Origin of the sequence: Hydrogenibacillus schlegelii (assembly GCF_001653195.1) — a bacterium.
GTDB lineage: Bacteria > Bacillota > Bacilli > Thermicanales > DSM-22653 > Hydrogenibacillus > Hydrogenibacillus schlegelii.
This window is the reverse complement of the sequence record NZ_JXBB01000001.1, coordinates 119,929-146,145: the sequence shown is the minus strand read 5'-3', so window position 1 is coordinate 146,145 and position 26,217 is coordinate 119,929. Positions and strand designations below refer to the sequence as shown.

At 64.9% G+C, this 26,217-nt stretch carries 26 protein-coding genes and 1 pseudogene; 20 read left to right on the top strand and 7 right to left on the bottom strand.

What is annotated here, in order from left to right:
* Window positions 1–100: 100 nt before the first annotated feature.
* The 8 genes from SA87_RS00655 (at window position 101) to sigK (ending at window position 9,166) form a co-directional block, all read left to right on the top strand.
* Window positions 101–1,207: a metal ABC transporter solute-binding protein, Zn/Mn family gene (locus SA87_RS00655; RefSeq protein ID WP_169816872.1), complete on the top strand. Its 1,107-nt coding sequence runs from the start codon at window positions 101–103 to the stop codon at window positions 1,205–1,207.
* Window positions 1,208–1,471: 264 nt separating this feature from the next.
* Window positions 1,472–2,503 (top strand): c-type cytochrome, encoded by a 1,032-nt coding sequence (locus tag SA87_RS00650; RefSeq protein WP_066197564.1) that lies wholly within the window; start codon window positions 1,472–1,474, stop codon window positions 2,501–2,503.
* 160 nt (window positions 2,504–2,663) lie between these two features.
* Window positions 2,664–4,067 (top strand): c-type cytochrome, encoded by a 1,404-nt coding sequence (locus SA87_RS00645; protein ID WP_066197562.1) that lies wholly within the window; start codon window positions 2,664–2,666, stop codon window positions 4,065–4,067.
* Between the two features lie 78 nt (window positions 4,068–4,145).
* Window positions 4,146–5,369 carry a hypothetical protein gene (locus SA87_RS00640; RefSeq protein ID WP_066442227.1) on the top strand — a complete coding sequence of 408 codons (1,224 nt, stop codon included), beginning with the start codon at window positions 4,146–4,148 and terminating at the stop codon, window positions 5,367–5,369.
* Window positions 5,370–5,513: 144 nt separating this feature from the next.
* Window positions 5,514–5,816, top strand: coding sequence for a FeoA family protein (locus SA87_RS00635; protein WP_169793361.1), 303 nt, complete (start codon window positions 5,514–5,516; stop codon window positions 5,814–5,816).
* Window positions 5,801–7,927, top strand: a complete 2,127-nt coding sequence (gene feoB / locus SA87_RS00630) for a ferrous iron transport protein B (RefSeq protein ID WP_066197560.1) — start codon at window positions 5,801–5,803, stop codon at window positions 7,925–7,927. Before SA87_RS00635 ends, feoB begins: the two co-directional genes overlap by 16 nt.
* A gap of 106 nt (window positions 7,928–8,033) precedes the next feature.
* Complete coding sequence (locus SA87_RS13630; RefSeq protein WP_211258111.1) at window positions 8,034–8,315, top strand: hypothetical protein; 282 nt, start codon at window positions 8,034–8,036, stop codon at window positions 8,313–8,315.
* An 83-nt stretch (window positions 8,316–8,398) separates the two neighbouring features.
* Window positions 8,399–9,166, top strand: a complete 768-nt coding sequence (sigK, locus tag SA87_RS00620) for an RNA polymerase sporulation sigma factor SigK (RefSeq protein ID WP_082910429.1) — start codon at window positions 8,399–8,401, stop codon at window positions 9,164–9,166.
* A 12-nt stretch (window positions 9,167–9,178) separates the two neighbouring features.
* On the opposite strand, the gene SA87_RS00615 is transcribed toward sigK, so the two are convergent.
* Complete coding sequence (locus tag SA87_RS00615) at window positions 9,179–10,213, bottom strand: ThiF family adenylyltransferase (RefSeq protein ID WP_066197551.1); 1,035 nt, start codon at window positions 10,211–10,213, stop codon at window positions 9,179–9,181.
* Between the two features lie 249 nt (window positions 10,214–10,462).
* Between SA87_RS00615 and moaA the strand changes: the two genes are divergently transcribed.
* Window positions 10,463–11,506 carry a GTP 3',8-cyclase MoaA gene (gene moaA, locus SA87_RS00610; protein WP_066197548.1) on the top strand — a complete coding sequence of 348 codons (1,044 nt, stop codon included), beginning with the start codon at window positions 10,463–10,465 and terminating at the stop codon, window positions 11,504–11,506.
* A gap of 117 nt (window positions 11,507–11,623) precedes the next feature.
* Here moaA and SA87_RS00605 read toward each other — a convergent pair whose 3' ends face one another.
* The gene (locus SA87_RS00605; RefSeq protein WP_066197544.1) at window positions 11,624–12,520 is read right to left on the bottom strand and encodes a YitT family protein; all 897 of its coding nucleotides are present in this window, start codon (window positions 12,518–12,520) and stop codon (window positions 11,624–11,626) included.
* Between the two features lie 155 nt (window positions 12,521–12,675).
* Here SA87_RS00605 and SA87_RS00600 point away from each other — a divergent pair, with 155 nt between their 5' ends.
* The 10 genes from SA87_RS00600 (at window position 12,676) to SA87_RS14300 (ending at window position 21,339) form a co-directional block, all read left to right on the top strand.
* Window positions 12,676–13,086, top strand: a complete 411-nt coding sequence (locus SA87_RS00600) for a hypothetical protein (RefSeq protein WP_066197541.1) — start codon at window positions 12,676–12,678, stop codon at window positions 13,084–13,086.
* Window positions 13,087–13,168: 82 nt separating this feature from the next.
* On the top strand, window positions 13,169–14,350 hold the full coding sequence (locus tag SA87_RS00595) for an MFS transporter (RefSeq protein WP_156423671.1): 1,182 nt from the start codon (window positions 13,169–13,171) through the stop codon (window positions 14,348–14,350).
* A 60-nt stretch (window positions 14,351–14,410) separates the two neighbouring features.
* A complete protein-coding gene (locus SA87_RS00590) occupies window positions 14,411–15,664 on the top strand; it encodes an MGDG synthase family glycosyltransferase (protein WP_066197538.1) in 1,254 nt (417 codons plus the stop codon).
* A gap of 165 nt (window positions 15,665–15,829) precedes the next feature.
* Window positions 15,830–16,318 (top strand): YqeG family HAD IIIA-type phosphatase, encoded by a 489-nt coding sequence (locus tag SA87_RS00585; protein ID WP_066198013.1) that lies wholly within the window; start codon window positions 15,830–15,832, stop codon window positions 16,316–16,318.
* A 92-nt stretch (window positions 16,319–16,410) separates the two neighbouring features.
* Window positions 16,411–17,562, top strand: a complete 1,152-nt coding sequence (gene yqeH / locus SA87_RS00580; protein ID WP_066197535.1) for a ribosome biogenesis GTPase YqeH — start codon at window positions 16,411–16,413, stop codon at window positions 17,560–17,562.
* Window positions 17,563–17,652: 90 nt separating this feature from the next.
* Window positions 17,653–17,979 (top strand): hypothetical protein, encoded by a 327-nt coding sequence (locus tag SA87_RS00575; protein ID WP_156423670.1) that lies wholly within the window; start codon window positions 17,653–17,655, stop codon window positions 17,977–17,979.
* A 26-nt stretch (window positions 17,980–18,005) separates the two neighbouring features.
* Window positions 18,006–18,374, top strand: coding sequence for a recombinase family protein (locus SA87_RS14305; RefSeq protein ID WP_211264125.1), 369 nt, complete (start codon window positions 18,006–18,008; stop codon window positions 18,372–18,374).
* 111 nt (window positions 18,375–18,485) lie between these two features.
* Window positions 18,486–19,880, top strand: a complete 1,395-nt coding sequence (locus SA87_RS00565) for a hypothetical protein (RefSeq protein WP_211264123.1) — start codon at window positions 18,486–18,488, stop codon at window positions 19,878–19,880.
* A 676-nt stretch (window positions 19,881–20,556) separates the two neighbouring features.
* Entirely contained in the window at window positions 20,557–20,973 is a 417-nt protein-coding gene (locus SA87_RS12915) for a hypothetical protein (protein ID WP_156423408.1), read from the top strand.
* A gap of 96 nt (window positions 20,974–21,069) precedes the next feature.
* Window positions 21,070–21,339 (top strand): Rossmann-like domain-containing protein, encoded by a 270-nt coding sequence (locus tag SA87_RS14300; protein WP_082718050.1) that lies wholly within the window; start codon window positions 21,070–21,072, stop codon window positions 21,337–21,339.
* A 111-nt stretch (window positions 21,340–21,450) separates the two neighbouring features.
* Here SA87_RS14300 and SA87_RS00560 read toward each other — a convergent pair whose 3' ends face one another.
* Together SA87_RS00560 and SA87_RS00555 are read right to left on the bottom strand one after the other, a co-directional pair.
* Window positions 21,451–22,527 carry an FAD:protein FMN transferase gene (locus tag SA87_RS00560; RefSeq protein WP_066197521.1) on the bottom strand — a complete coding sequence of 359 codons (1,077 nt, stop codon included), beginning with the start codon at window positions 22,525–22,527 and terminating at the stop codon, window positions 21,451–21,453.
* 13 nt (window positions 22,528–22,540) lie between these two features.
* Window positions 22,541–23,035, bottom strand: a complete 495-nt coding sequence (locus SA87_RS00555; protein WP_066197519.1) for a hypothetical protein — start codon at window positions 23,033–23,035, stop codon at window positions 22,541–22,543.
* 114 nt (window positions 23,036–23,149) lie between these two features.
* Between SA87_RS00555 and SA87_RS13830 the strand changes: the two are divergent.
* Window positions 23,150–23,337 (top strand): annotated as a pseudogene (locus tag SA87_RS13830) (PaaI family thioesterase); the annotation flags it as partial.
* Window positions 23,338–23,377: 40 nt separating this feature from the next.
* On the opposite strand, the gene SA87_RS00550 reads toward SA87_RS13830, so the two are convergent.
* From SA87_RS00550 to SA87_RS00540, 3 genes are read right to left on the bottom strand one after another with little or no spacing between them, the layout of a single operon-like run.
* Window positions 23,378–24,868 (bottom strand): sensor histidine kinase, encoded by a 1,491-nt coding sequence (locus tag SA87_RS00550; RefSeq protein WP_066197515.1) that lies wholly within the window; start codon window positions 24,866–24,868, stop codon window positions 23,378–23,380.
* On the bottom strand, window positions 24,858–25,544 hold the full coding sequence (locus tag SA87_RS00545) for a response regulator transcription factor (protein ID WP_066197512.1): 687 nt from the start codon (window positions 25,542–25,544) through the stop codon (window positions 24,858–24,860). The genes SA87_RS00550 and SA87_RS00545 overlap by 11 nt, the downstream gene beginning before the upstream one ends.
* Window positions 25,525–26,160, bottom strand: coding sequence for a ferric reductase-like transmembrane domain-containing protein (locus SA87_RS00540; RefSeq protein WP_066197510.1), 636 nt, complete (start codon window positions 26,158–26,160; stop codon window positions 25,525–25,527). The genes SA87_RS00545 and SA87_RS00540 overlap by 20 nt, the downstream gene beginning before the upstream one ends.
* Window positions 26,161–26,217: the final 57 nt, after the last annotated feature.

The window sequence follows — 26,217 nt, the reverse complement described above, 5'->3', positions numbered from 1 at the left end:
GCCGTTGGGGGTGCTTTCAAAAACCGGAGGGGAGGGATCGCCGCACATGCGTTCGCCCAAAAGCACGCATGCCGTCTTATTCCGCTTGTCCCGGCTGCTGGTGCTTGTTGCGCTGGTGGCGTTCGTCGCCGCCGGATGCGGCACCGGCGCCGGGACGCCGAAAGAGGGCGCCGGAGAAGGAAAAACGAACGCGGCGGATGCGACGCCGAAGGCCGCGGCAAAGCCGATTCGCGCCGTGGCGACGATTTATCCCCTCTATGACCTCGTCAAGCAGATCGGCGGCGACGGCGTTCTGGTGGAGCAGCTCGTGCCGCCGGGGGCCGCGCCCCACGACTTTGAGCCGACGCCGGGAGACATTCGGAAGATCGCCGATGCGGACGTCTATTTTTACGTCGGGGCCGGTTTTGAACGCTGGCTCGATAAAGTGCGGGCCAACGTCGATCCCGCCAAGACGAAGCTCGTCGACGTGAGCGTCGGTCTGGATCTTTTGCCCGGCCATGCCCATGAGGACGGCGACGAGCTCGATCATGGGCACGGCGACGAAGCCGATGCCGCTCAAGGTTCCGGGCCCGCGCCCGGCGACGCCCACGGAATGGCTGCACCGGGCCAGGCGAGCGAGACGACCCAAGAGGCCGGCCATGATCAAAGCGACGAAACGCCGGCCGCAGCTCCGTCGTACGATCCGCACATCTGGCTCAGCATCGCCAACCTCAAGCAGATCGGCCGGACGATGGCCGCGGCGTTGGCGGACCTCCGGCCGGAGGACAAAGCGACGTTTGAGGCGAATTACGACGCCCTCGCCCGGACGCTCGACCGGATCGATCAGGCGTTTCGCGACGGGCTCAAAGCGGCGAAGACGCGGCAGTTCGTCGTCTCTCATCAGGCGTTCGGTTACCTCGCCCGAGATTACGGTCTGGAACAAATTTCCATCAGCGGGCTGATGAACGAAGATCCGACGCCGAAAGAGCTGCAGGCGATCATCGACGAGATCAAGGCCAAGGACATCCGCTACATCGGGTTTGAGTCGCTTACGGAAAACAAAATCGCCCGGCAGGTGCAAAAGGAAACGCAGGCCAGGGCGGTCGAGCTCTCCACGCTGGAGAACATCACGAAGGAACAGCTGGCCCGGGGCGTCCACCTTCAGGACCTCATCGAGCAGAATTTCGACACGCTCCTCGTCATGCTGGGCGCCCGAGAAGGCCGGTGAGCGCCGCGCCATTCGACTTGTATCGCGCCGATGGTTTCAACTCCGAGCGATTGAGCGGCATCGCTCGGTTTTTTTTTATGCTCGGTTTTTTTCATCGTTGAGCTTATCGAATCAGAGTTTCCCCCTAAGACAAAAAGCGGTCAAAATCGTTACCGGGTGTCTTGAATTAACAACGCTTTCACAGTATAATGGGGGTGACCGGTCATGGGGGTACCGGTACTTCCGGAGGGGGTATAGAGAAAAACGGAACGAGGAGGGGAACCGATGGGCAAGTGGGGCAAGGTGGCCCTTTTCCTCGCCATCGCCGGCCTGATCGTCGTCGGCTATGTCGGTTGGAAAGCGGTGGCCAGCTACCCGACGTCCAACGTGATGGCCCAGCTGGCGTCGATGCCCCCCGTGCCGAGCCTGGACGAAGTCCCGCCGGGGCCGGAAGGGGAGTCGATCAAGCGGGGCCATGAGTACTTTGTCAACACCGCCGCGGCGCTCCCGGAGTATGTCGGGAACAAACTCTCCTGTGCGAGCTGCCACGCCGACGGCGGCACGGGCCCGAGCCTCAATCTCGTCGGGATCCAGAACGTCTTCCCGCAGTACAACAGCCGTTCGGGGACGGACATCGTCCTCGAAGACCGCATTCAGCAGTGCTTCGAGCGGAGCATGAACGGCATTGCGCCGGATAAGGACAGCCAGGTCATGAAGGACATGGTCGCTTATCTGGAATTTATTTCTAAGAACGTTCCTAAGGATATGAAAAATCGGCCCTGGGTTCCGAAGCTGGCGCTGTCCGGTCCGCTCCCGACGCCGAACCTCGCCAACGGCGAGAAGCTCTACCAGCAGGCCTGCGCTGCGTGCCACGGCGTAAACGGCGAAGGGAGCGGCTTCGGTCCGACCCAGGGGCCGGCGCTCTGGGGCGACGATTCGTTTAACGTGGGCGCCGGGATGGCCCGCATCCGAACCGCGGCCGGCTTCATCCAGAAGTACATGCCGAAGATCGCCATGGGCACGAAGGCGCCGGGGACGCTCACGACCCAGGAGGCTGTCGACCTGGCGGCGTACATCCTGTCGCATCCGCGGCCGGACAAACCGCAGCCGGGTGCGAAGACGGTCAACGGCGCGCCGACGTGGGAGGTCGACTGGCCGAAGGCGGAGCAGCCGGACGACGTCGCCTACATCACTCAGGCGATGCGGGAAAAAGGCCTCGACAAAGGGCCGCTTCCGTGGTACACCGCCTACGCCGAGCGGATGATCCAGGCGGCGAAGGCCAAGGAAGCCGAGCAGAAGGCCGCCGAAACGCGGTGAGATGCTTGGGGGAGAAGCCTCCGTCCGCCCGGGGAAGCGGCCCGGGCGGACGGGGTTTCCAACCGCTGCGAAGAAGAACGTGCCGTAACCAAAGCCCCCTCTTTACCCTGGCTGGCATATTCGTCCATGAGTTGCGGAACGGACTGAAGGAGGGACGCGCATGGGACAGGATCTGCTGGGCTTTTACCCGCAGTGGTACGTGCCGAACTTCGGCAGCGGCTACGTCGTCGCGGCCATCGCTTCGACGCACGTTCTTTTCTCGCACATCTCCGTCGGGGCGTCATTTTTGCTCGCGTACTTGCTCTATAAGGCGTATAAGGGGAATCACGAGGAGATCTATGCGTATGTCAAGCGGTATTTTCTCGTCCTCCTTCTGACGTCGTATATCGTCGGATCGCTCACGGGGCCCGGGATCTGGTTCTCGACGACCGTCTCGAACCCCCGGGGGATCTCCGCCCTCATCCACAACTTCGTCTGGGCGTGGGCGGCGGAGTGGGTCTGGTTCGTCACGGAAGTAGCGCTTGTCTATATCATCTACTACATTTTTGATAAGATCGACCGTCGAACGCTCATGCACATCTCCTGGGTGTTCGCCGTCGTCTCCTGGGGGACGCTGCTTCTGATCGTCGGCATCCTTTCTTTCATGATGTCGCCGGGAAGCGAAAAGTGGTTCCACACCGGGAACATCATGGACTCGTTCTATAACCCGAACTACTTCCCGCAGGTGGCGGTCCGGACGTCCTTTACCGTGGCGCTGGCGGCCCTCATGGGGCTCGCGATCGCCACCCGCATGCGGGAGTCGAAGCTCCGCCAGGAGCTCGTCCGGGAGGTCTCTCTCATCGGCATCGGCGGCCTCCTTTTGGCCGGCATGTCGATGATCTGGTATCTCGAAACGCTGCCGGATCGGGCGAAGACCACGCTCGACTTTGCCATTCCGGAGGCGTTTAAAAACACGATTTTCATCTCGATCATTCTCGTCGCCCTCGTCTTCGCCTTCTTCTATGCGCTGCCGAAGGCAAACCGGTCGCTCGCTTTCCTCGCCCTTCTGATGGTCGTCGTCCTGGGACTGACGATCTTCCCGCAGGAGCGGATCCGGGAGTGGCTCCGGAAACCGTATATCGCCGGCGATTATCTGTACGTCAACCAGATTGTCGCCCGGGATGTTCCGGCCAAGGGCGTAAAAAGCGAGATTCCGTTCATCGACGAGCACGGCTTTTTGAAGGTCCATCCGTTCGTCCCGGCGAGCGCGAAGACGGTCACGCCGGGGAACATGCTCGAGGCCGGCCGGGCGATGGCGATGATCAGCTGCGCCCACTGCCACAGCCTCGATCCGGCGGGGCCGCGGCCGCTCGTGCAGAAGCTGGAACAGGTGTCGACACGGCCGGACGTGATCTATCAGTTCATCGAGCGGCGGCTTTCCGGCGATCCGCATCAAGGGGCGGCCCCGTACATGCCGCAAATTGCCGGAACGGATGAGGAGATTCGGGCGCTCGCGGCGTACCTCGCGGACATTACGAAGCAGTACGTCGAATCGAAGCGGGCGACGGAGCAGGCGGCCCGCTGAGGCGCCTGTTCCGGGGTCGCCCGGTGAGCGGACCGTCGGTTTCGCGGGTGGGATTTTGGCAAAAAGGAGGGCGTTGCGATGCCCGTCGATACGACCGAACTTCTGAACGTGCTCCGGTCGCCGAGCGGCATCGACTTTTACCCGGTCGTCATCCAGGTGCTGATGGTCCTCACGTGGGCCATGCACATGTTTTTCATCAACATCACGATCGGAAGCCTGCTGATGACGATTGTCGGGTATGTTCAGCGGGATCTGAAATGGCGGAAGCTCAGCCAGAAGACGATCAAGATCGCCATCATCTCCCTTTCGCTCGGTATCGTCTTCGGGGTGGCGCCGCTCCTCTTTACCCAGGTCATCTACGACAACCTCTGGTATACGGCGAACAACCTATCGGCCTGGCTGGTCATTCTGTTCGTCCCGATCGTGATCCTCGCCTACTACGCGGCGTACTTCTTCTACTTCCGGAACCGGGATCGGAGCCCGTCGTGGCTGGTCCTCTTCCCGCTCCTTTCGTTAGCCGGGATCCTTTACGCCGCGGCGGCGATGCACATTTTCTCGTATCAGGAGCTCTTCCCGGATAAGTGGGTCGACTGGTACACGAACGGCGGCACGACGATGAATACGAGCGGGTGGCACGTCTACGCCTTCAGCGTGCCGCGGTACCTGTTCTTCATCTTGCTTTCGCTGTTCGTCTTCGGGATTTACATGAAAGGATACGCCTGGTTCTTCTCCAAGCGGGAGGACATGGATCAGAGCTTTGTCGCCTGGTTTGGCCAGGTCGGGCAGAAGCTCGCCGCCGTGGCCGGCGCGCTCCTCGTCCTCGACGCGATCCTCTACAATGCGCTGCAGGGGACGCTCGGGCACCCGGTCATCTGGGGAACGGTCGGTTTCGTCGCCGTCGTCTGGGCGCTTCTTATGGCCTGGAGCCGGTCGTCGGCGGGCTGGGTGGCGCCGACGCTCGTCGGGCTCGCCTTCTTCTCCGACCTCGCCGTCGGCATCATGCGGGAAGCGATCCGCATGATCGAGCTGGCGAAGTTCAACCACACGATCTACGATTACCCGATGCACCTCAACATCTTCGGTCCGGTCCTCTTTTTCGGCACCCTCGGGGTGGGCATCGCGGTGTTTGCCTTTGTGCTCTACGTTCTGTACAAGGGCGGCCGCCGGGCCGGCGTATACGAGGCCAGCAAAGTCGAGACGGCCAACACCCTCTGGCGCTTTGCTTGGTTTACCGTCGTCATGTGGCTCGTCATCTTCTGGGGCACCGGGGTGATCGTGCTGGCGAATTTGAACAATTACTGATCTTTTCTGGGTGTGGAACGTCCACCCCATCATCCCGTTGCAACCTGGACCTCCTGTCGGAGCCGGCCGAAAGGCCGGTTTCTTTCTTTTGTACTTTTGTATTGACGGCCGCCGGGCGGCGGTGGTAAAATGAAAACGCAAACGATGAGAATGAATATCAATGATAAGGCGGTGGAGGCGATGTTCGCCTCGGATCGTCCGCACCCGCTTTCGGACGTACCGGTCGGGCAGACGGTGCGGGTGGAAGCGCTTTTGAACCTGTCGGCGCCGCTAAAAGCGCGGCTCACGGCGCTCGGCCTCGTCCCCGGAACGGAACTGGTCGTCGAGCGGCGCATGCCGTTTGGGGGACCCGTCGTCGTCCGCTTTGCAGACCAGCGGTTTGCCCTCCGGCGGACGGATGCCGGGGGCATCGTCGTCCGGGGGGAACCGAGATGCGAATTTTGCTGATCGGGCAGCCCAACACCGGGAAAACGACGCTGTTTAACCGGCTGACGGGGCTTCAGGCCGCGGTCGGAAACTGGAGCGGCGTCACGGTGGAAGAAACCGTCGGTCGGATCCGGCGGCTCGGGTATGCGCTCGTCGATCTTCCCGGCATCTACGATCTCGTGCCGATCTCGCACGATGAGGCGATCACCGTCCGGGCGCTCGCTTCCGGAGCGTACGACGGCATCCTCAACATCGTCGATGCATCGCAGCTTCGGCGGAACCTTCAGCTGACGCTGGCGCTTCTTTCGATCGAGCGGCCGATCGTCGTCGCCCTCAACATGGTCGATGTCGCCGAAGCCGAAGGGAAGGCCGTCGATCCCGAGGCGCTGGCCGATCGGCTGGGCGTGCCGGTCGTGCCGGTCGTCGCCCGGACGGGGGCGGGCTTAGACGCGCTCCTCGAGGTTCTGGACGAGACGATGGTCGGGAGGGCGTACGCCGGTCGTCCGGCCGGAGAAGAAAGGGAGGCGGCGTTTGCCGAGGCGGCCGCCGTGGGCGGCGAATCGGCCCATGTCTCCGGCGGGACGGCGGTTCTTCTGAAACGGTCGGATGCCCCGGTCCTGCGGCGCCGGCCCGAAATCGATGTTGGGCCAAAGCTCGAGGCGGCCCTTCAGGCGGTGGAGCCGGCCTTTTCGGACCCGACGCTTCGGCGCTTTCTCGCCGAGCGGTACCTTGAAGGCGTACCGGAGATCGTGAACGACGTCGAACGCCGTCGGCCGGCGCTCCGGTCGGTCCGGGAGCAGCTTGCGTCGGCGCTTCATGCCGGCGGAACGGAAAGCGTGCAGGCGGCCCTCGTCGAGCGGCGGTATGCGTGGATCGATGCGCTCATTCCGGCGGTGGTGCGACAGGCGGCACCGCGGCGCCGGCCGGCCAGCGAGCGGATCGACGACATCGTGACGCATCCGATGGTCGGCATCCCGCTTTTTATCGCTCTGATGCTCTTCATCTTTCAGTGGACGTTCGACTGGCTCGGGACGCCGCTTTCGGAGGCGCTGGATGCGTTTTTTTCCGGTCCGCTTACGGAGGCGGTCGGCCGCGGGCTGGAGGCGATCGGGGCGGCGCCGTTTTTCCGGGCCCTCATCGTCGAGGGGATCATCGCCGGCGTCGGCGCCGTGCTGGTGTTTGTGCCCCAGATTTTTATCCTGTTTTTCTTCATTTCGTTGCTGGAGGATTCGGGGTATCTCGCCCGGGTCGCGGTCTTGATGGACCGGTTGATGGACCGCTTCGGGTTGAGCGGCAAAGCGTTTATCCCGCTCATCATCGGCTTCGGCTGCAACGTCCCGGGGGTGATGGCCGCCCGGACGATCGAATCGTCCCGGGAGCGATGGGCGACCGCGCTCATCACGCCGTTCATGTCGTGTTCGGCGCGGCTCGTCGTGTACGCGCTGTTCGTCGGGGCGTTTTTCAGCCGGGGGCAGGGCCTCGTCATGCTGTCTTTGTATCTCGTCGGCATCGCGATGGCGCTCCTTACGGCGCGGCTCTTGACCCGCACGGTTCTTCGCGGGGCGCCGTCGATGTATCTGGTGGAGCTTCCGCCGTATCGCGTGCCGAACGTCCGGACGCTGCTTCGAGGCACGTGGGAAAAAGGCAAAGGATTCATCATCAAGGCCGGAACGTTCATCTTCGGCGGCAGCGTCGTCATCTGGCTGCTTGGCGCCGTCGGGCCGCACGGAACGGCGGCGTCGATCGAGGAAAGCGTGCTCGCCCTGCTCGGTCGGGCGCTTCAGCCGCTCTTTCAGCCGCTCGGCTTCGGCACCTGGCAGGCGGCGGTCGCCCTCATCACCGGTTTTCTGGCCAAGGAAGTCGTCGTCGCCACCCTCGGCATCGCGTTTTATGCCGGGGAGGGAACGGCGCTCACGGCGGCGCTCAAGTCGGCCTTTACGCCGCTTTCGGCCTACGCGTTTTTGGTGTTCGTCGCCCTGTACGTGCCGTGCCTGGCGACGACGGCGGCGCTCTTTCGGGAGGTGCCGAGGCGGCGGTGGACGGTGCTCATGATGGGGTATTCGTTTGCGCTGGCGTATGTCCTCGCGCTGGTCATCTATCAGGGGGGCCGGTTGCTCGGGATGGGCGGATGAACCGGCTTCGCGGATGGGCCGGTCCGACGGCCGGGCCAATCCGGCGGATGGCGCGTTCCCGGTCGGCGGCCGAGCGTGGGACGTGGGGGGGAAGGAGGCCGGCACGATGGCGTCCCTTGTGATCAACGGGCTTTTGGCCGTGCTCATCTTCGGTTACGCCGGGTTCACGCTCTACCGGGAGGTCCGACGTCGTCGACAGGGGACCTGCGAGGCGTGCGCGCTCCGGACGGCGTGTGACGGTCGAAGCTGCCGCATCGGCGGGGAGCCGGTGTCGTCCGGCGGCCTCTCGGCGCGCCAGACGGTCGCGCTTCAAACGGCCGCGCTTCGGCGCCGGAAGGACGAAGGCTCCGTTTTGGACCCGGACCGCTCGGACCGTCGCCGGCCGTAACCTCGAAGATGCGCGGACTGGCAAGCGCCTCTCCTTCCGGACATAGACTTTAAGACCAGGACCGGGAGGTGGGGCGTTTGTCGCTGCTGGGCCTTTTTGCCTATTTGCTTAAAGAAATCACCGTTCTCATCTCGCATCTGAAAAACAACGCTTTTCCTCAGCCGCTTTCCGAAGAGGAAGAGGCGGAGGCGCTCGAGCGGCTCCGGCAGGGCGACCCGAAAGCACGGGAAAAGCTGATCGTTCACAACCTCCGGCTGGTCGCGCATGTGGTGAAAAAATTTGATTTAAAAGATGAAGAGTACGACGAGCTGATCCAGATCGGCGCGTTCGGCCTCATCAAGGCGATCGACACGTTTCAGCCGGAAAAGGGGACGAAGCTGGCCACGTACGCCTCGAAGGTGGTGGAAAATGAAATTCTCATGTACCTTCGGGCGAAAAAAAAGTCCCGCCGGGACATCTCGCTCAGCGAGCCGGTGGGCGTAGACAAGGAAGGCAACGAAATTGCCCTCATCGACGTCCTGGCCGCCGACGACGTCGACGTGGACGAGAAGGTCGAACAGAGGATCGAACGGGAGCGGATTCGGCGGTATCTGCATCTTCTGGAGGATCGGGAGCAGGAGATCCTCACGCGACGGTTCGGCCTGGACGGCGGTCCGGAGACGACGCAGCGGGAGATCGCCCGCGCCCTCAACATTTCGCGCTCGTACGTCTCCCGGATCGAGAAGCGGGCGCTCAACAAGCTCTACCATGCGATCGCTCGGGAAAGCCGTCGGGGGCGGGCGGGTTCGGAGGAAAAGTGGGATCGGGAAACGGGAGAACGCCGGGAGGATGGGCCCGAAGGGGCGCCCTGATCGGAGGACCGTTCAGCGGCCGACGAGTTCGGCGTAGATCCGCTCCGCCCGGTGGACGTCGGCGGTTCCCTGGACGATCAGCCGACCGTCCCGAAAGAGGGTGAGGACGAGCCCCTCGTATTCAAGGCGGAGGAGGTGCTCCGTCTCTCGGAGTTGTCCGAGGGCGGCCCAGCGGCGGCGCACCGCGTCGAAATCGATCGTCCCGGGCGCTTTGACCTGGACGGCGTTCCGGCCGCAGAGAAAGCTTGCCGTAAGCTCTCCCCGGCGCTCGTCGAGGAATTCGAAGCGTCGCATTCCGCAGGCGGGGCAGTTCGGGTTTTTCGCCCGGGAGATGTCGATGGAGGCGTAGGCGTTTTCCCAGAGGTCGAGGTCGACGAGGGCGGTCGGAATCTTGTCTTCGGCGCCGACGAGCCATTTTAAAGCGGCGGCGGCTTCGAGGGAGGCGATGACGTCGACGACGGGGCCGATGATGCCGACCGTGTCACACGTCTCGCCGCCCTCCGGCGGTTCGGGGAGGAGGCAGCGGTAGCAGGGCGTCTTCGGAGGGCGGAAAAAGGCGTGCATGCCCCGAGCCCGGACGACGGCACCGTGCACCCATGGGATGCCGTATTTGACCGAGACGTCGTTGATGAGGTAGCGGACGTGAAAGTTGTCGGTGCCGTCGAGAATGAGGTCAACGTCGGTGAGGAGCGCCTCGGCATTTTCCGCCGAGAGATGATCGACGACCGCCTCGACGGCGATGGTGCGATTGATCGCCGTGAGCTTTTCCCGGGCGGCGATCGCCTTCGGCAGGAGGCCCTCGGCGTCGGCCTCGTCGAAGAGCATCTGCCGCTGGAGGTTGGAGCGCTCGACGAAGTCCCGGTCGATCAGGCGGATGAAGCCGACGCCGGCCCGGGCGAGATGGTTGGCGACGGCGGTGCCGAGGGCGCCGACGCCGACGACGGCGACGCGGGCCCGGGCCAGTTTTTTTTGGCCTTCGCGGCCGATGCCGGAAAAGAGGATCTGCCGGGAATACCGTTCCCACGGGTCATCGAAGTGAAGCCCCATTAGCTTCCCTCCCTGTTCAGAAGTATTGTAACACGTCGGGCGACCCGCAGAGGGCGACGTCGACCTCGGCTGGGCGGATCGGCGCCGGAAGGCCGGCAGAGGAATGAGCCCGGGGGATCGGAACACCGCCCCGGGGCTTGCGCTCTCGCCAAAATTGTGCGATGATAAGACTATCTTATGGAAGCGTCATCACCACGACGTCTCCGGCGCTCCGGCGCGTCGCGCCGGCGTCTTGCGGAGGGATGGACGATGAGCGGGATCGAGGGGGCCCGAGCGGTCGATCGCCGGGGACGACCGCTCCGGGATCTGAGGATCTCGGTGATCGATCGATGCAATTTTCGCTGTACGTACTGTATGCCGGCCGAGGTGTTTGGCCCGGGATATCCGTTCCTCCCGCCGTCGGCGCTTCTTTCGTTTGCGGAGCTTACGCGCCTCGTGCGGGCGTTCGTCGCCTTAGGCGTCGAGAAGGTGCGGATCACCGGCGGGGAGCCGCTCCTTCGGGCGGGGCTCGAACGGTGGATTGAAGATCTGGCGGCGATCCCGGAGATCCGGGATATTGCGCTCACGACCAACGGCGTGCTCCTCGCGAAAAAGGCGAAGGCGCTGAAGGCGGCCGGGCTTCGGCGGGTGAACGTGAGCTTAGATAGCCTCGATCCGGTCACGTTCGGTCGGATGAACGGCCGCGGGACCGCGCCGGACGTCGTCCTTCGCGGGATCGAGGCGGCCATAGATGCGGGCCTTCAGGTGAAGGTCAACATGGTCGTCAAGCGGGGCGAAAACGAACGGGACATCCTGCCGATGGCCCGCTATTTCAAGGCGCTCGGCGTGACGCTTCGCTTTATCGAATTCATGGACGTCGGCACCGCCAACGGCTGGGAGATGCGCGACGTCGTCCCGAGCCGGGAGATTCTCGAGCGGATCCATGCGGAAATGCCGCTTGAGCCCCTCGAACCGGCGTACTACGGCGAGGTGGCCAAACGGTACCGGTACAAGGACGGAACGGCGGAGGTCGGCTTCATCAGTTCGGTGACGCAGGCGTTTTGCAATACTTGCACACGAGCGCGGCTTTCGGCGGACGGAAAGCTGTACACATGCCTGTTTGCCGCCGACGGCTTTGACCTCCGGCGCCTTCTTCGGGAAGGGGCGGACGACGAAACGCTCCGGGCGGCGATCCGGTCGGTCTGGGCGGGCCGGACGGACCGCTATTCGGAGCTTCGGCTTCAGGCGACCGAAGCCGCTCAAAAGGCCGGCGCGGCCCGGAAAAAGATCGAGATGTTTTACATCGGCGGCTGAAACAGTCAAAACGCGGCCGACGGTCGGGTCGGGACGGCGTCGGACGGCTCATCGCCGTTGAAAAGGCGGCATCCGGCGGAAGGTGCCCTGCCGGGCCGTCCGGGCGCTTTCCGGCCTTCAGGACGGCGGCGCCGGCCCTCGTCGTCCCGGGTCCGGTCGGAGCTCGGCGTCAAGAGGAAGGCGGGTAAAAGCGCCGACGACTTCGACCGTCTGCAGAATGTTGACGAAGGCGTGCGGGTCGGCCTGGCGAATGAGGGATTTGATGAGCGGAAGTTCATAGCGCGTGGCGACGGTCATGAGGACCGTCTTTTTTTCTTTGGAGTAGGCGCCGATTCCTTCGAGGACGGTGATGCCGCGAACGATCTGCCGGAGGAGGGCTTCCCGGACGGCTTCGCCGCGGCCGGTCACGATGAGGAGGGTGAGTTTGATGTGGCGGGTGAAGATGACGTCGACGATCCGGCCTGAAACGTAGATCGACAGCATCGTATAGAGGGCCTGATCCCAGGAAAAAAGAAACCCGGCAACGAAAATGATCAGGGCGTTCGTTGCGCTCATCAGCATGCCCATCGGAAAGTCCATGCGACGGGCGATGAACATGCCGATGATGTCGAGGCCGCCGGTGGAGCCGGAAGCGGAAAAGATCATCCCGGTGGCGAGCCCGACGACGGCGCCGCCGAACACGCTCGAGAGGAGGGCGTCGGTGGCGATCGGTTCGACGGGGAGGACGTTCATCGCCAAAGCAGTGAGGACGACGGACAGAATGGTCCGAAGGATGAACAGGCGTCCGAGGGTGAAGAAGCCGAAGACGAACAGGGGGAGGTTCAGGAGGAAAATCAGCGTCCCCGGGTTCAGCGGGGTGAGAAGGCCGATCATCATCGCGATGCCGGAGACGCCGCCGCTTAACACCTTGTGCGGCAAGAGGAAAAAGTTGTATCCGACGGCGAGGACGACGGAGAAGACGGCGATGAGGCCGAGGTCGAGGGCGGCGCGGACCCGCCGGAAGGCATAAGACATCGAAAACCCCCTTTCGCTTGGGAAAAGGTACGGGCGGGTGGCCGGCGCGCGTTGTCGGAGAGCGTTTTTTTCGGTACAATGTGGACGATCGCGGTAAAGACCCGCGGGCCGCCGGGGTCGGTGGGCCCCGCGGGGCGCTTGAGGAGCGACAGAGGATGACGGAAAGGGCGGTACCGGGCCCCGGTTACTGGCTGTCCCGCCTCGTCCTCGGCCGGGAGGAGTCCCGGGACGATGCGCCGTATCCGGCGCTCAGGACGCGGTATTATCGGGAGCCAAAGCGCCGGACGTTCGAAGCGGCGAAGGTCCTCGTCGAGGCGGGCGTCTTCGGCCTTCGGCCGGTGCACGTCGACGGGGAACGGGGGGAGATCGTCGCCCTGCGGCGGACGCGGTGGGGGACGATCGACGTGACGCTCACCGTCTACGCGCTTCAGCCGTTTGAAAGCGCGGTGGACATGCTGACGGCCCGCCGGGGGGCCCTCGGCGACTTCGGTGCCGGCTATCGGTTGATTGCGGCGATGTTCCGCGCTTTAGACGGCCGCCTTCGGCCGGCGGAGCCACTGAGGTAGACGTGCTTCGGACATTGAGCCGGGTGATGCTCGGAGGCGGTTTTGGAAAAGGGAGATCGGCGTGAGCGAGGGAGAAAGCTCGTTGAGTCGGGACGTTCGGTCGTTGGTTCGACTTCCGCACGGCTTTTTGGAGGTCGTGCTGCTCCTTTTTTTCGTCGAATTTGTCCGCGGGGCGTTCATCTACGCGTACCTCCCCGTCTACGGGGGAGAGGTCCTCGGCCTGGACGTGGGAGTGATCGGCCTGGCGATCACGGCGCATTCGCTCGTCGATCTGTTCGGAAAAAGCCTCGCCGGCTTTCTCCTCGACCACCTGCCGATCCGGGTCGTCATCGGCGGAAGCATGACGCTGGCGCTCGTCGGGCTGATCGGCGCCATGCTGGTGCACGGGCCCGTCGGATTGATCGCGTCGGTCGCTCTCTTCGGCGTCGGCATTTCGCCGGTGTGGCTGGTCGGCATGAGCCGGGTGGAGGAGGGCGCCCGGAGCACCCAGATGGGGTTTCTGTACGCGTTCTGGCTTGTCGGCACCGGCCTGGGCATGATCTTAACGAATCTCGCCCTCGACCACAAGTTGGAACGGCCGATCTTCGGCATCTTCCTCCTCTGGGCGGCGGCAACGGTCTGGGGGTGGATGCTTCGCGGAGCGCCGGGCGGGGAGGGGCATTACCGGACGCCGTCGGTCCGGGCGCAGCTTGCGGCCCTTCGGCAGCAGGTGGTGGCGATGCGCCCTCTCGTTCCGGGGATGCTCCTTCCGACCCTTGCCGCCGGCATGCTCCTCCCGATTTTGCCGAATTTCGTCTCCCGGGAACTCGGCTTTTCGTACACCACCTACTCGTTCATGCTCATCGTCGGGGGGGCGTTGGCGTGGCTCGGCCTCGTGCCGATGGGCCGGCTGGCGGATCGTCACGGGAAAAAAGGGTTTCTCATCGGCGGATTTCTCGCGCTCGGGCTGGCGCTCCTGGCGGCACCGTCGTCCCGGTCGGTGGGGATGGCGGTGGCGCTGGCGGCAATTCTCGGCCTCGGGTATGCGACGATCCTGCCGGCGTGGAATGCGCTTCTGGCGCAGTACGTGCCGCGGGAGTATAAAGGAATCGGCTGGGGGCTTTTTTCCAGCATCGAAGGGATCGGCGTCCTGATCGGGCCGAGCGTCGGGGGGTTTCTGGCCTTACATACGTCGACGTCGTTTACGGTGCGGCTGGCCGGCTTGGCGCTTCTTGTCATCGCGTTTTATTACGCGGTGGCGCCGATTCGCTTCGAAGAGCGCTGAGGCGGGGGTTCTGAAACGCTTTTTTCGTCCCGCGGGCGGCGTTCCGGGAGGGGGCTCGGGATGGAAGAGCGGATTTGGCGGGTGCTTGTCTTTTACAGCGATTACGGCGACGGCCACCGGCATGCCGCTCAGGCGATCGCCGAAGGAATCCGGGCGCGCGACCCGGCGGTGGACGTGGTCGTGCATGATTTTATGCGAGAGACGCATCCTTTTTTGCATCCATTGATGCAGCGGGCGTTTCTCGGAGCGCTGAAGTTTTTTCCGAAGGTGTACCGGCTGGCCTACCGGCGGACGCAGGAGCAGACCGAAGCGCCGCTTCTCGACTGGCTGACGTCCCTGGGGGAAAAGCGGCTTTTGGAACACGTCGCCAAGACGAAACCCGACATCGTCGTCTCGACGCACCCCTTTGCCGCCCGAGGGATGGCGCATCTCGTGCGGGAAGGGTGGGTGGATGTGCCGGCGGTGACGGTGATCACCGACCACAGCGATCACCGGTACTGGCTGGCGGAGGGAACGAGCCTTTATCTTGTCGGGTCGGAGACGCTGAAGCGGCGGCTGGAGGAACTCGGCGTGCCGGAAAGCGAAGTGGCGGCGACGGGAATTCCGGTGAGCCTTCGCTTCGGGGAGGCGCCGTCCCGGACCGCTGCCCGGGCGCATCTCGGCCTTCCTGCCGCTCAGCCGGTGGTGATGGTCATGGGCGGCGGGTTCGGGCTTTTGCACGACGCGCTGAAGCTCCTCCGGGCGCTCCAGGCGACCGGGGCGGAGATCCTGCTCGTCGCCGGGCGGAACGAGCGGCTCAAGAAGGAAGTGGAACGACGGGTCCGCCGCGGCCGGCTCCGGGTGCGGGCATACGGCTATGTGGAACGCATCGAGCGGTTGATGGCCGCCGCGGATGTGCTCGTGACGAAGCCCGGCGGGCTCACGACGGCGGAAGCCCTCGCTCTGGGGCTGCCGATGGTGCTCTACAGCTCGCTTCCCGGCCAGGAAGAGGACAACGCCCGTTTTCTCGTAAGCGGCGGTGCGGCGGTGCGGGCCGAGACGCCGGAGGAAGCGGCGGCGGCGGTCGGTGCCCTGCTCGCGTCGCCGGAGCGCCTCGCGGCCCTTCGCCGGGCGGCGGCGGCCCTCGGCCGGCCGGAAGCGGCCCTGGAGGCGGCCGATAAGATCTTGCAGCTCATGCGGAACCCGCGGTCGGTTCCGGTTCGCCTGCGACCGCGGCGATCGGCGGCGAAGACACCGGTCCGACCGGCCGCGCCGTGGCCGGCGCCGGAGTGGCCGGCGCCGCAGCTTGAGGGGACGCCGCGGTTTGCGCATTAAGGCGGCGGTTTGCCCGTTTGAGCGGCGGTTTGCCCGTCGGGGCGGCGGGTCTTCCCGTTGGGGCTGCGGTTTGCCCCTCGGGATGAAGGAAAGGCCTCGGCCGATAGAGGCCAGAGGGTGCGAGGGAACGGCGGGAGAAAGCGAGGCAAAGGTCAGGAGCAGGCGATGCGAGGATGGCTTCGACCGGACTGGGTGGTCGATTCGTTTTTTGACCTCAAGCCGGAGGGGCTCCGTCGGGCGGGGATCCGGGGACTCATCGTCGATCTCGACAACACGCTCGTCCCCTGGAACAGCGCGGAAGAGACGGCGGAAGCGCTGGACGGCGTCCGGCGGCTGATCGATGCGGGCTTCCGCATCGTGATCGCTTCGAACAACCGCTCGCCCCGGGTCGGGCGGATCGCGGAGCGGCTCGGGGTGCGGGCGGTGTCGTTTGCGAAAAAGCCGCTTCCCCTCGGCCTTCGGCAGGCGTTTCGCTGGCTGGAGCTGCCGAAGGAGGCGGTGGCGGTCGTCGGGGATCAGCTTTTGACGGACGTCCTCGGGGGGAAGCTCCTCGGCGTGCGGACGATTCTCGTGCGGCCGCTCGTCGAGACGGACGGCTGGGCGACGCGGGTGAACCGCCTGATCGAGCGGCGGCTTTTGGGACGGAAGCCGTAGGCGGCGCGGCGGAAGGGGCCGCGTCCGGATGCGGCGTTTTTCGGCCGCCGGTCGAAGCGGGCGGATCTGGGCGAGGAAAAGAGGGACGGCCTTTGGAACGGGAAAACGAAACGGCGTCCGTCGAAGCCGGGAACACGGAAACGGTCCGGACGTGTCCCGGCTGCGGCGCGGTGCTTCAGAAGGACGATCCGAATCGGCAGGGGTATGTGCCGCCGGAACAGTGGGAGCGGAAGGCCCCCCTCTGTCTCCGGTGCCACCGGCTCCTCCATTACGGTGAAGTCGTGCCGGTGAAGCTGGAGGCGGACGAATACCGCCGGCAGGTGGAGGGCCTCGGAGCGACTCACGCGATCCTCCTCGTCGTCGATCTGTTCGACGTCGAGGGAAGCGTGCTGCCCGAGCTCCATCGCTTCGTCGGGACCCGCCGGGTGATCGTCGCGGCGAACAAGGTCGATCTTCTGCCGCAGGCGCACAATCCGGAGCGGATTCGGGCGTGGCTGATCGGTCGGCTCCGGGAGCGGGGGTATGACCCGGAGGAGGTCTTTCTCATCAGCGCAAAATCGGAGACGGGGCTTCCGGAGCTTTTTCGGCGTCTGGAGGCGGAAAGGCGGCCGGTGGCGGTTGTCGGAGCGGCGAACGTCGGGAAATCGTCGCTCTTAAACCGCCTCATCGTCCGCTACGGCGTGAAGGAGCGGGTGCGGCTCACGACGTCTCGCCTTCCGGGGACGACGCTCGCCCGGGTGACGATCGCCCTTCCGAACGGGAAGACGGTCGTCGACACGCCGGGGGTGCTACCGCCGGGGCGGCTTACGCCGCTTCTTTTGCCGGAGGAGCTGAAGATCGTCCTTCCCCGCCGGCGGATCGATCCGCGGATCTACCAGCTTCAGGCCGGGCAGACGCTGTTTTTGGGTGGCCTGGGCCGGGTCGATTTCGTCGAGGGGGAGCGGCAACCTTTCGTCCTCTACGTGTCGAACGAGCTGTACGTGCACCGGACGAAGCGGGAGCGGGCGGAGGCCGTCTACGCCGCCCATCGGGGGCGCCTTCTCCGGCCGCCGGCGGAGGGGCGGGTGCCGCCGCTTCCGGAGTGGCGCCGGCACCGGTTCGTGATCCGCCCGAAAGGCGCTCCGGAGAAGCGCGACCTCGACCTCGGCGGCATCGGTTGGGTCGTCTTAAACGGCGTGCCGGCGGTCGTCGACGTGTATCTCCCCCACGGCGTGGCGCCGGAGTTGCGGCCGGCGATGATCTAGGCCGCCTCGCGGGGCCCGCCGTGCTTAGGGCGTTCGATCGCGCCTGGGTCGGAATTCAGTTGGCCCCGGTCGGTGGTATGGCACGGACTGATGAGCCCCGTGAAGGATGCCCGCATCGTGCGGCGGATGGGGAAGGACGGGTGGCGGTACTACGTTCGGCGGGTTCTGGAAGGCGATGCTTTCCGAAAGCCGCCGGTTCCGGGTTCTGAAGCGATCGGCGGGATGGACCCCGGTCCGAGGCAAATCGCCTGGTTTGACGGCGAAGAAGCCGAGATCACTCCGCTCATCCCCCCGGCGCTGAAAGAACACCGGCGGGAACTTCGGCAACTTCACCGCAAGGCCGATCGCCGGCGCCGGGCGGCGAGTCCGGAAAACGACCTCCCGGACGGTCCAACCAACAGTTGCCTCTTTTCCTAATCAATGCTATTCTTAAGCCATGGGACGTGATTTGGGAAAAGGCGGGCAAAATCCGCTGCATCCGAACGCCTTCCGGCCAGAGGCGCTTCCCCAGGAGCGAAATTCTGCGCCTCCTCGGTGAAGCTCTGCCTTCCGGCCGCAGGGCGGTCCTCTACGCCCGCGTATCTTCGGCTAAACAGGCCGGAGCGGGTAACCTGGAACGCCAGAGGCAGCGCCTGGAGGAACACTGCCGGGCCAGGGGTTATGAAGTGGTCGCCGTCATCGCCGAACAGGGCTCCGGACTCAACGAAAAACGCAAAGGGTTGGCCCGGCTTTTCAAAATGGCCCGCAAAGGCCAGATGGACCTGACGGTCCACGCAGCAGGGCGTTTCGCCAAAGGGTGCGGGAGGCCATGACGGATGCGGATAAAGACAATGCGGATAAAGTCAAGAAAACCCGCCGACATGGTGACAATCCCGGGCCGGATATACCCGAATGAGACGGCAAAAGCCGAGCTCATTTTCTTCATGAGTCGATACCAGACGGCCCGGCGCACCGCCTACCAGGCGCTGAGGCGGGGAAAGAAGACGGGCGAAATTGTCAAGGACCTCTATCAGAAGTTCTTCCCCAACGCCCGCTGGTGCCAGTGGGCCGTGGAGGACGCAAAGGCCACCCTCGAGAGTCAGAAAGCGCAGGTTGACATGCACGTTTCGGACCTGGAGGCCAAGATCGAAAAGGCCGCGGAGAAGCTGGAGCGTACGAAGGACAAACGCCACCGCCGGGGCATCCAGATGCGGCTCGATCGGCTCCGGGCCAGACTCGCCTACTGGAAAGGTTTTCAGGACCGCGGTGAAGTTCCGCCCGCCGTCTTCGGCGGCAAGAAGAACCTGCTCAAGCTTCAGCGGGGAAAGCTCTCCCGGGAGAAGTGGCGGGAACTGAGATCAAACGCTTTCTACTCCGTGGGTCAGGCCAACCAGAAGGGACTGGAAGGTCAGCACGGCAATGCGAACACCGAGATCGTTCATGATCCGCTGACCGATTCCTTCCGGCTCAACGTATACATTCCTCCGATGCCGGGAAGTAAACACGGTCGTCGTAGGAAAGAAACGGATTGGGTCACCGTGCCGCTTGAGGTCCCGGCGAGGTATAGAACCCTTCTTCAGAAACACCTGGATGCCGGAGAGGCTTACACCGTTCGGGTCGTGCGGAAGGACGACCGATTCGACGGTTTCATCTCCTTTCCCCTGAAAAGCGATCCGCTCCCTGTCCCGGACAGAAGCCAAGCTCTGGCCGGGATCGATCTGAATCCGAACGTGGTGGCCGCCACCGTGGCCTTGCCGAACGGCAACTTTAAGGTTTCCCGCTGTTTCTGGAGCCCGGATCTGGTGCACGCCTCCCGCGAAAAGCGGGAGTGGATCGCCGGCAACCTGGCCAATGAAGTGGCCGACTGGCTCGCGTCCTTAGGCGTAAGGCAGGTGGCTCTGGAGGAACTGTTCTTCGCCCAGGACCACGATACCAACAAGGTATTCAATCGCATCACCCACAACTTCACCAAAAAGCTGCTTTTTACCCGTCTCATCGTCGCTTTAAGAAAACACGGCATCGCCGTATTTACCGTTCCCGCGGCCTACACTTCGCTCATCGGCTTTTTCAAATACGCCGAGACTTACGGACTGAACGCCCACCAGGCGGCGGCCCTGGTCATCGCCCGCCGGGCGCTGGGGTTCAAAGAGAAGGTGCCGAAGGGCTTGCTCCAGAAGCTTCTCGGACGTTCGCCCGGGGAAGGATGGACGCACGGGAAGCTCTGGGGAAAGCTCTACGGGATGTTTAAAGCGACCCGAAAGAAAATTGCCCGTTCCTTCAACATCAAGGGTTTCACCCCTTCCGTCTGGGTCGAAACGATCTTCGTTGAATCGGGTTAAGATTTCTTTCTTAAGCCCGCCGTTCTTCCCTGCCGGGAGCGGCCCGGGTTTCCGGCAACACCAGGGGGTGGGGGCAAAGGGGCGGCGGGTAGGCGGGGTCACTCCCCCTCCCGGTATGAGCCCGATGGCGAAGCGCCTGAGGGACGGAAAACGCCGGGAAGCGGTTCGGCAGCCGCAAACCCGACCGGGTCCTGTCGGGTTTTCTCCGCCAGGGGATGCCGGACCGGCCAGACGGCGGCGGAGGGAGCCGTCGGCAAAGGCGAAAGGCCTTTGTCTGCACAGCGAGTACCTGGTACAAAGCCGGAGATCGTTTAGCTTTGTATAGGGAAAGTTGACCTCGCGTCAAACCGGGGCCGAAATTTTGGCGCAAGACAGAGGCCCTTCTCAGGACCGAAGCGCGCATCACGCTCCGGGCTGGGAGCGTTCGTGAGGATTCTGACCCGCAAGGCTGAGAGGGGCGGCGGGTGGGTCTTGCCGTTCGACCCCGGAAAGCCGAAACTGTCGCGGTATTCGTTGATCGCGATCATGCCCTTCACGTGGACGAGGCTCAGAAAGCCTGGCCGGACGCGGGCCTGCGTCTTCTGGCGGCGTGGAGGGCGGCTGGACGGTCGGATTCAATATGAGTTTGCGTATTCAGACTCGTATAAGGAACAGGTAATTTAAGGAGGACTCAGGGATGCCGATCGAAACAATTTACATAAATTTCGCATATAAGCTTTGGGATTTTTGGGATATAGCGGGTCCGTTATCCTTGGTCGTCTATGCAATGGTGATGCTCCTTTCGATTTACGGTTGGAGAAAAGGGAAACCCGCATTGGTTTTTATAGGTTCAACGGTAGGTGCATCTATTTCACTTATTTTTATCTGGTCTATAGGAAAGTATTTAATAATTGCCCCGATTATCCTTGTTGTTCTTTTTTCTATTTATAGTTGGAGAAAAAAAGCGTCGTTATCCCTTTTTTTAAGCGCAATACTGAGTGTGTTAATTTCTTATTTCTTCTTTTGGTCCATAGGGAAATACATAGTCATAGTACCTATTTTACAGTTAATTGCAACAATCTATATCCTAATCATTAATGCTTTTGCAAAGTAGCCATTTGATCCAAATAATAACGGGTTTGCATGACAACAGACGACCCTTGAAGGCCGGTAAAAAAATCTTTGTTACGAAGGAAAACCGGACTCATGGATCGAATTCGTTCAATCTCCGCAAGCCAGCATCCCTTTCTCAAAGGAGATTAAAATCACATCCTGGCTCGTCAACAAAACGCTGCCGCGCCTTCTCGCCCTTTCGCGGAAGGCCCTCGGCATCCTCGTCGGGCCGCCGGCGCCGCTTTCGCCGGCGCTATTTCATTGCGGCGTCGACCCCGACGCTGAGGGACGGGGCGCGGCTCGGGCGAACGATCGAAGAAGGACGGCTCCACGGCGCCGCCGGCGCTTACGACCTGGTCGAGCTTGAGCCGCCGGTTGAGGCGGCGGTGCCCTCGGCCGCCGGTTCGGTTGGGGCCGCCGGTTCGGTTGGGGTCGACGGATCGGGGGGCCGTCCGGCCTGAAGAAACGGAGGCCGGGTTCAGGCGTCACCGGGGGGGCGCCGGTTCGGCGCCGGGGGCGTCGGGGCAAAACGGCGGACGTGCCAGCGGCCGTCGACGGTGAGGAGGACGACGAGGCCGCTTCGGCGGTCGCGCCGGGCGTAGGCTTCGAGCCAGGCGATGCCGTCCTTTGCGCCGAGGACGATCGGGATTTTGGCGAGCGCTTCCGCTTCGACGGGATCGGCGGCCAAGACGGTCGCCTGGAGGACGTCGCTTTCCGCGGGTCGCCCGGTGCTCGGGTCGATGAGGTGGTGCTTGGGACCGTCGGCCGTCCACCGGCGCCGGTGGACGCCGGACGTCGCGGCGGCGCCGCGCCTCAAGCGAAACGGACCGGGGGGCGGATCGCCGTCGAAATCGGCGGGCGGCTCGATCTCGACGGTCCAGGGGAGGTCGTCGGCGTCGTTCCAGACGACGAGGTCGCCGCCGGCGCTCAGGGCGCCGAGGCGGACGCCGGCGCGCCTGAGGCGGAAGGCGACCTCCCGCCCGACCCACCCTTTGGCGATGCCGCCGAGGTCGACGGCGACGTCCGGGCGCCGCTCGATGCGCCGGCGCCGGACGTCGAAGCGGAGGGGCGGCGCCTTCGGGTCGAATGAACCGGGCGCGGGGAGCCGTCCGCCCCTCGTTCGCGGCTCGGAAGCCGGAAACGGGGGCGCCGGCGGCTTGACCTCGCCCGGCGCTTCGCCGGTCGCCGGCGTTTTCGGGCGGCCCGGGGCGCCGGCGGAGGGCCGCATCGCGGGACGGTTTTCCGATCGGAGGGCGTCGAACGGCCGGTCGTAACCGGCGGCGAGAAGGGCCGGAAGGACGTAAGGAGAAAAAATCCCTTCCGTCCGGCGCCACCATCGATCCGCCGCCCAGAGGAGGCGAAAGGCGAGCGAAGAGACGGGCGTCCAGGAATGGCTTTGATTGAGGCGTCCGATGTCGCTCTCCGGCAAAAACCGGGAGAGGCGCCGCTCGGCGGTGCGAAAATATCGTTCGATCGTCGAAAAGATCGGGCGAGCGGATTCCGGGGCGACGAGCTCGTTCTCGGTGCCCATGGCCGCCCACCGGGCGGAAACCATCGGCTCCGCCCCTTCAGTCATGGCGCTTCGCCTCCCGGGAGGGCTCGTCCGGGCGCCAGATTTCGTCCGCTTCTTTTGTTCGTTCGTTTTCGTCTTTTTCGCTCGCGACTTTTTCGCTCGATGCGCGATCGCGTTGGTCGGATTCGGGCTTTTCGTCCGCGTCCGCCCCGGCCTTTTCGCGGTCCTTTTGTTCGCTCTCCCGTTCGTCTTCCCCGGCGGACCGGTCGGCCTCTTCCGGGCGCCAGACGGCGGATCCGACGATCGCCTCGCTCCCTGCCGGCGCTCCGCCCGGGAAAAGGGCCGCTTCTCCCGGAGCTCGCGCGGTGGGCTCCGGAGACGGAACGGGGGCGGGTGCGGCGGCGGGGGGCGCTTCGGAGGGGCTTTCGTTCGGCGGAGGCGGGGGGAGTACGGCGGTGCGGAAGGATGGAGCGTGCTGGACGGCGGCGAACAGGGCGATCGCCGCCGCGACGGCGATGCCGCCACCCAGCCAGCGGATGGGCGCCTTCATGACGCGGTCCTCCTTGATTTCACTTGGTTTCACCTGAATTGAGGGCTGGCGAAAGCCGGTCGGGGATGCAGGCGAAAGGAGCGATCGACGGCGGAACCTCTCCGTTCTCCGTACGTGCAGGACCACCGTCCGGACGACTTTGCGCATTGTTACGGCTGCGGCCGGAACAACGGCGCTTCGCTCGGCTTTCGCGCCCGCTGGGACGGCGAGGAAACCGTGACGGAGCATCCCTCCGCCCGGAACACCTCGCGCTTCCGGGTTTCGTCTACGGCGGCCTCATCGCTTCGCTGATCGACTGTCACAGCGGACGATCCGACCGGGGCGTAGCCGCGTCCGGCCCGATTACGACCGCTCGCCGCTTTCACCGGGCGCCGGCCGCGAGGGGGCCGGGGCCGGATCGGCCCGCGGCAGCCGAACCAGGATGCGGGTCCCCTGCCCCGGAGCGCTGTCGACGTCGATCGTGCCGCCGTGGTCCTGGACGATCGCCCGGACGATATTCATCCCGAGGCCGGATCCGCTTCCGGCGCTGGTGCCGCGGTAAAAGCGGTCGAAAAGCCGTTCCAGGGTCTCCCCGTCCATCCCGGGCCCGGTGTCCCTCACGGTGAGGACGACCGCCTCGGCCGTTTCGGCGAGGTCGACGTCGATGCGGCCCGGGGCGGGCGTGTATTTGATCGCGTTGTCGAGGAGGTTCCCGAAAAGCCGCATCAAATCGTCGCGATCGCCGAGGACCCACGCGCCGCCGGCGGGCGAAACCGCCGGCCGCGCGGCGTCGGGGGCGCTCGCCGTTTCGCGAACCTTTTCGCGAAAAACGAGCTCAAGGCCGCGGGCTTCCGCGAGCGGTCGGAAGCGGCGGATGGCTTCGCGGGCAAGCGTCCGAAGGTCGACCGGCCTCTTTTCCCTCGGCGCCTCCGTCTCCCGCCGGGCGAGCCAGAGAAGCCCGTCGGCCGTCCGCTGGAGCCGGGCCACTTCGTCGCCGAGGTCGCGGAAGACGTCCTGGTAAAACGGCGGCCAGTCGGGGCGAATTTCTTCCAGCACCTCCAGCACGGCGCCGATCACCGCAAGGGGCGTCCGAAGCTCGTGCGCCGCGTCGGCCGTAAAGCGCCGTTCCCGTTCCCGGGCGTCGAGGAGCGGCCGGAGGGCGAGGCCGGCGAGGACGGACCCGACCACCGCGCTCAGAAGCAGAGCGACGAGGGCCAGCCCCCCGGCCCGGCCTTTGAGTTCCCGCAGGAGGAAGTAGTAGTCGCTCGTCTCTTCGCCGACGATGAGCCAGCCGCCGAAGGCCGGGACGGCGAGGGCCGCGTAGACGGCCTGTGGCCGCTCAGCGGTCGGATAAAGGAGCCAGAGGAGCTGCCCGGCCGTCGGCGTCGCGGGAACGGTGCGAAGCACCCACGCGACGTCGGCGCCGCCGGCCGACGGGGCGGTCGGCTCCGGCGCGGCCGGAGACCCGGCCCCGAATTCCGGCCGGCGATCGTTCGCTGCCCGACTCCCTTCGCTTCCGGCCGCCTCCGGCGCGTCCCGGAGAGGGAGGCGGTCGGTCCAGAGATAGAAGTGATGCCGGAGCGCGCCGTAGTCCGTCGCCTCGGTCCGGACGTCGAAAGTCGGCTGTCCGCCGGTTTCGCGCCGGCGGTCGATCCAGTCGGCGGCGAGGCGGGCGAGTTCCGTCGTCTCGTGGCGGACGATCATCCGTTCGACGGCGATCGCGAGGAGGACGACGATCAGGAGGGCGACGGCGCCGACGACGCCGCCGAAGAGGAGGGCGAGCCGCAGGCGGCTTCGCGCCCAGGGCGACGGCCGGCGGCGGAGAAACGGGATGCGGTTTCGATCAGCGCCCATCGCGCGCCTCCCGCAGCCGGTAGCCGACGCCGCGGACGGTTTCGATGGCGGGCGCCTCTTCGCCCAGCGCTTCGAATTTTCTCCGGAGGCGGGCGAGGTACTGGTCGAGGACGTTCGGCGTCACGTCCTCGTTTCCCCACACGCGGGCAAAGAGTTCGTCCCGCGACACCGCCTCGCCGGGGCGGCGAGCGAGGGCGAGCACGATGTCCGCTTCCCGCGGCGTGAGATTCAGGGCGCGGCCTTTCCAGCGGACTGTTTTCGTCCGCCGGTCGATGGTAAGCTCGCCGATCGCCAGCCCGTCTCCTTCCCACCGGGGCGGCCGCCGGAGGAGGGCGTGAAGGCGGGCGGCGAGCTCCGCGAAGGCGAACGGCTTGACCAGGTAATCGTCGGCGCCCGCTTCCAGGCCCGTCACGCGGTCGTCGACGGCGTCCCGGGCGGTGAGCATGAGGATCGGCGGGGCAAAGCCGGCCTGCCGGAGCGACCGGAGGACGTCCAGGCCGCTTCGGCCGGGGAGGCGCCAGTCGAGGATGACGATGTCGAACGGCTCCGCCTGCGCCCAGGCCAGGGCTTCCTCGCCGTCTTTCGCCCACTCGACGCGGAAGCCGTGGTCGCGGGCGAGCTTGTGCACGATGAGCCGCCCGAGTTTTTCGTCGTCTTCAACGAGGAGCACCCGCATGGCTCACCTTCCTTTCCGTCGCGCGTTCCGGAGGACGCCCGCGTCCCTCGGCGCCGCGACGGGAGAGGGCGATGAGGAAAAGAAGCCCGACGATGCCGGCGGAGGCGCCGTAGAGGGCCGAAACCCACGGCGTATGGGCGTCGGTTCCGGCGAGAAGGCCGTGCAGGAGTGAAAGGACGTAAACCGGATAGGCGAGCCGGTGCAGGCGCCGGAAACGGGCGGCGCCGAGGCGGGCGGCCAGATCCGACGTGAGGAGGAGCGCCGCCAGTCCGTACAGGGCGAGGATGCCGAGCCCGTAGGCGACGTCCCGACCGCTTGCAAAAGACGGCAGAAAGAGGCTGAACCACGGAAACGCGACGAACGGGTCGACGATGAGGAAAAGGGCGTGGCCGAAGCCGAAGGCGAGGGCCAGCCACCCGGCCGTACGGTGGACGAGGGCGAGGACGGCTTTTGGGGGGCCGGCGAAGACCGGAAGCGCCGCGAGGAGGCCCGCGCTTACGGCGAGCGAAAGGAGAATAAAGGCGACGAGGCCGGAGGCGCGGATGATCTCCCACGTCGGCAGGGCGACGATCGCCGCCGCCAGCCGATCGACGAGAAAAATGAAAAGGCGGTCCACGACGTTCCTCCTTTCTGGCGGTCGGCGGTCCTCGGACGATCGCCCGGGCCGGCGGAT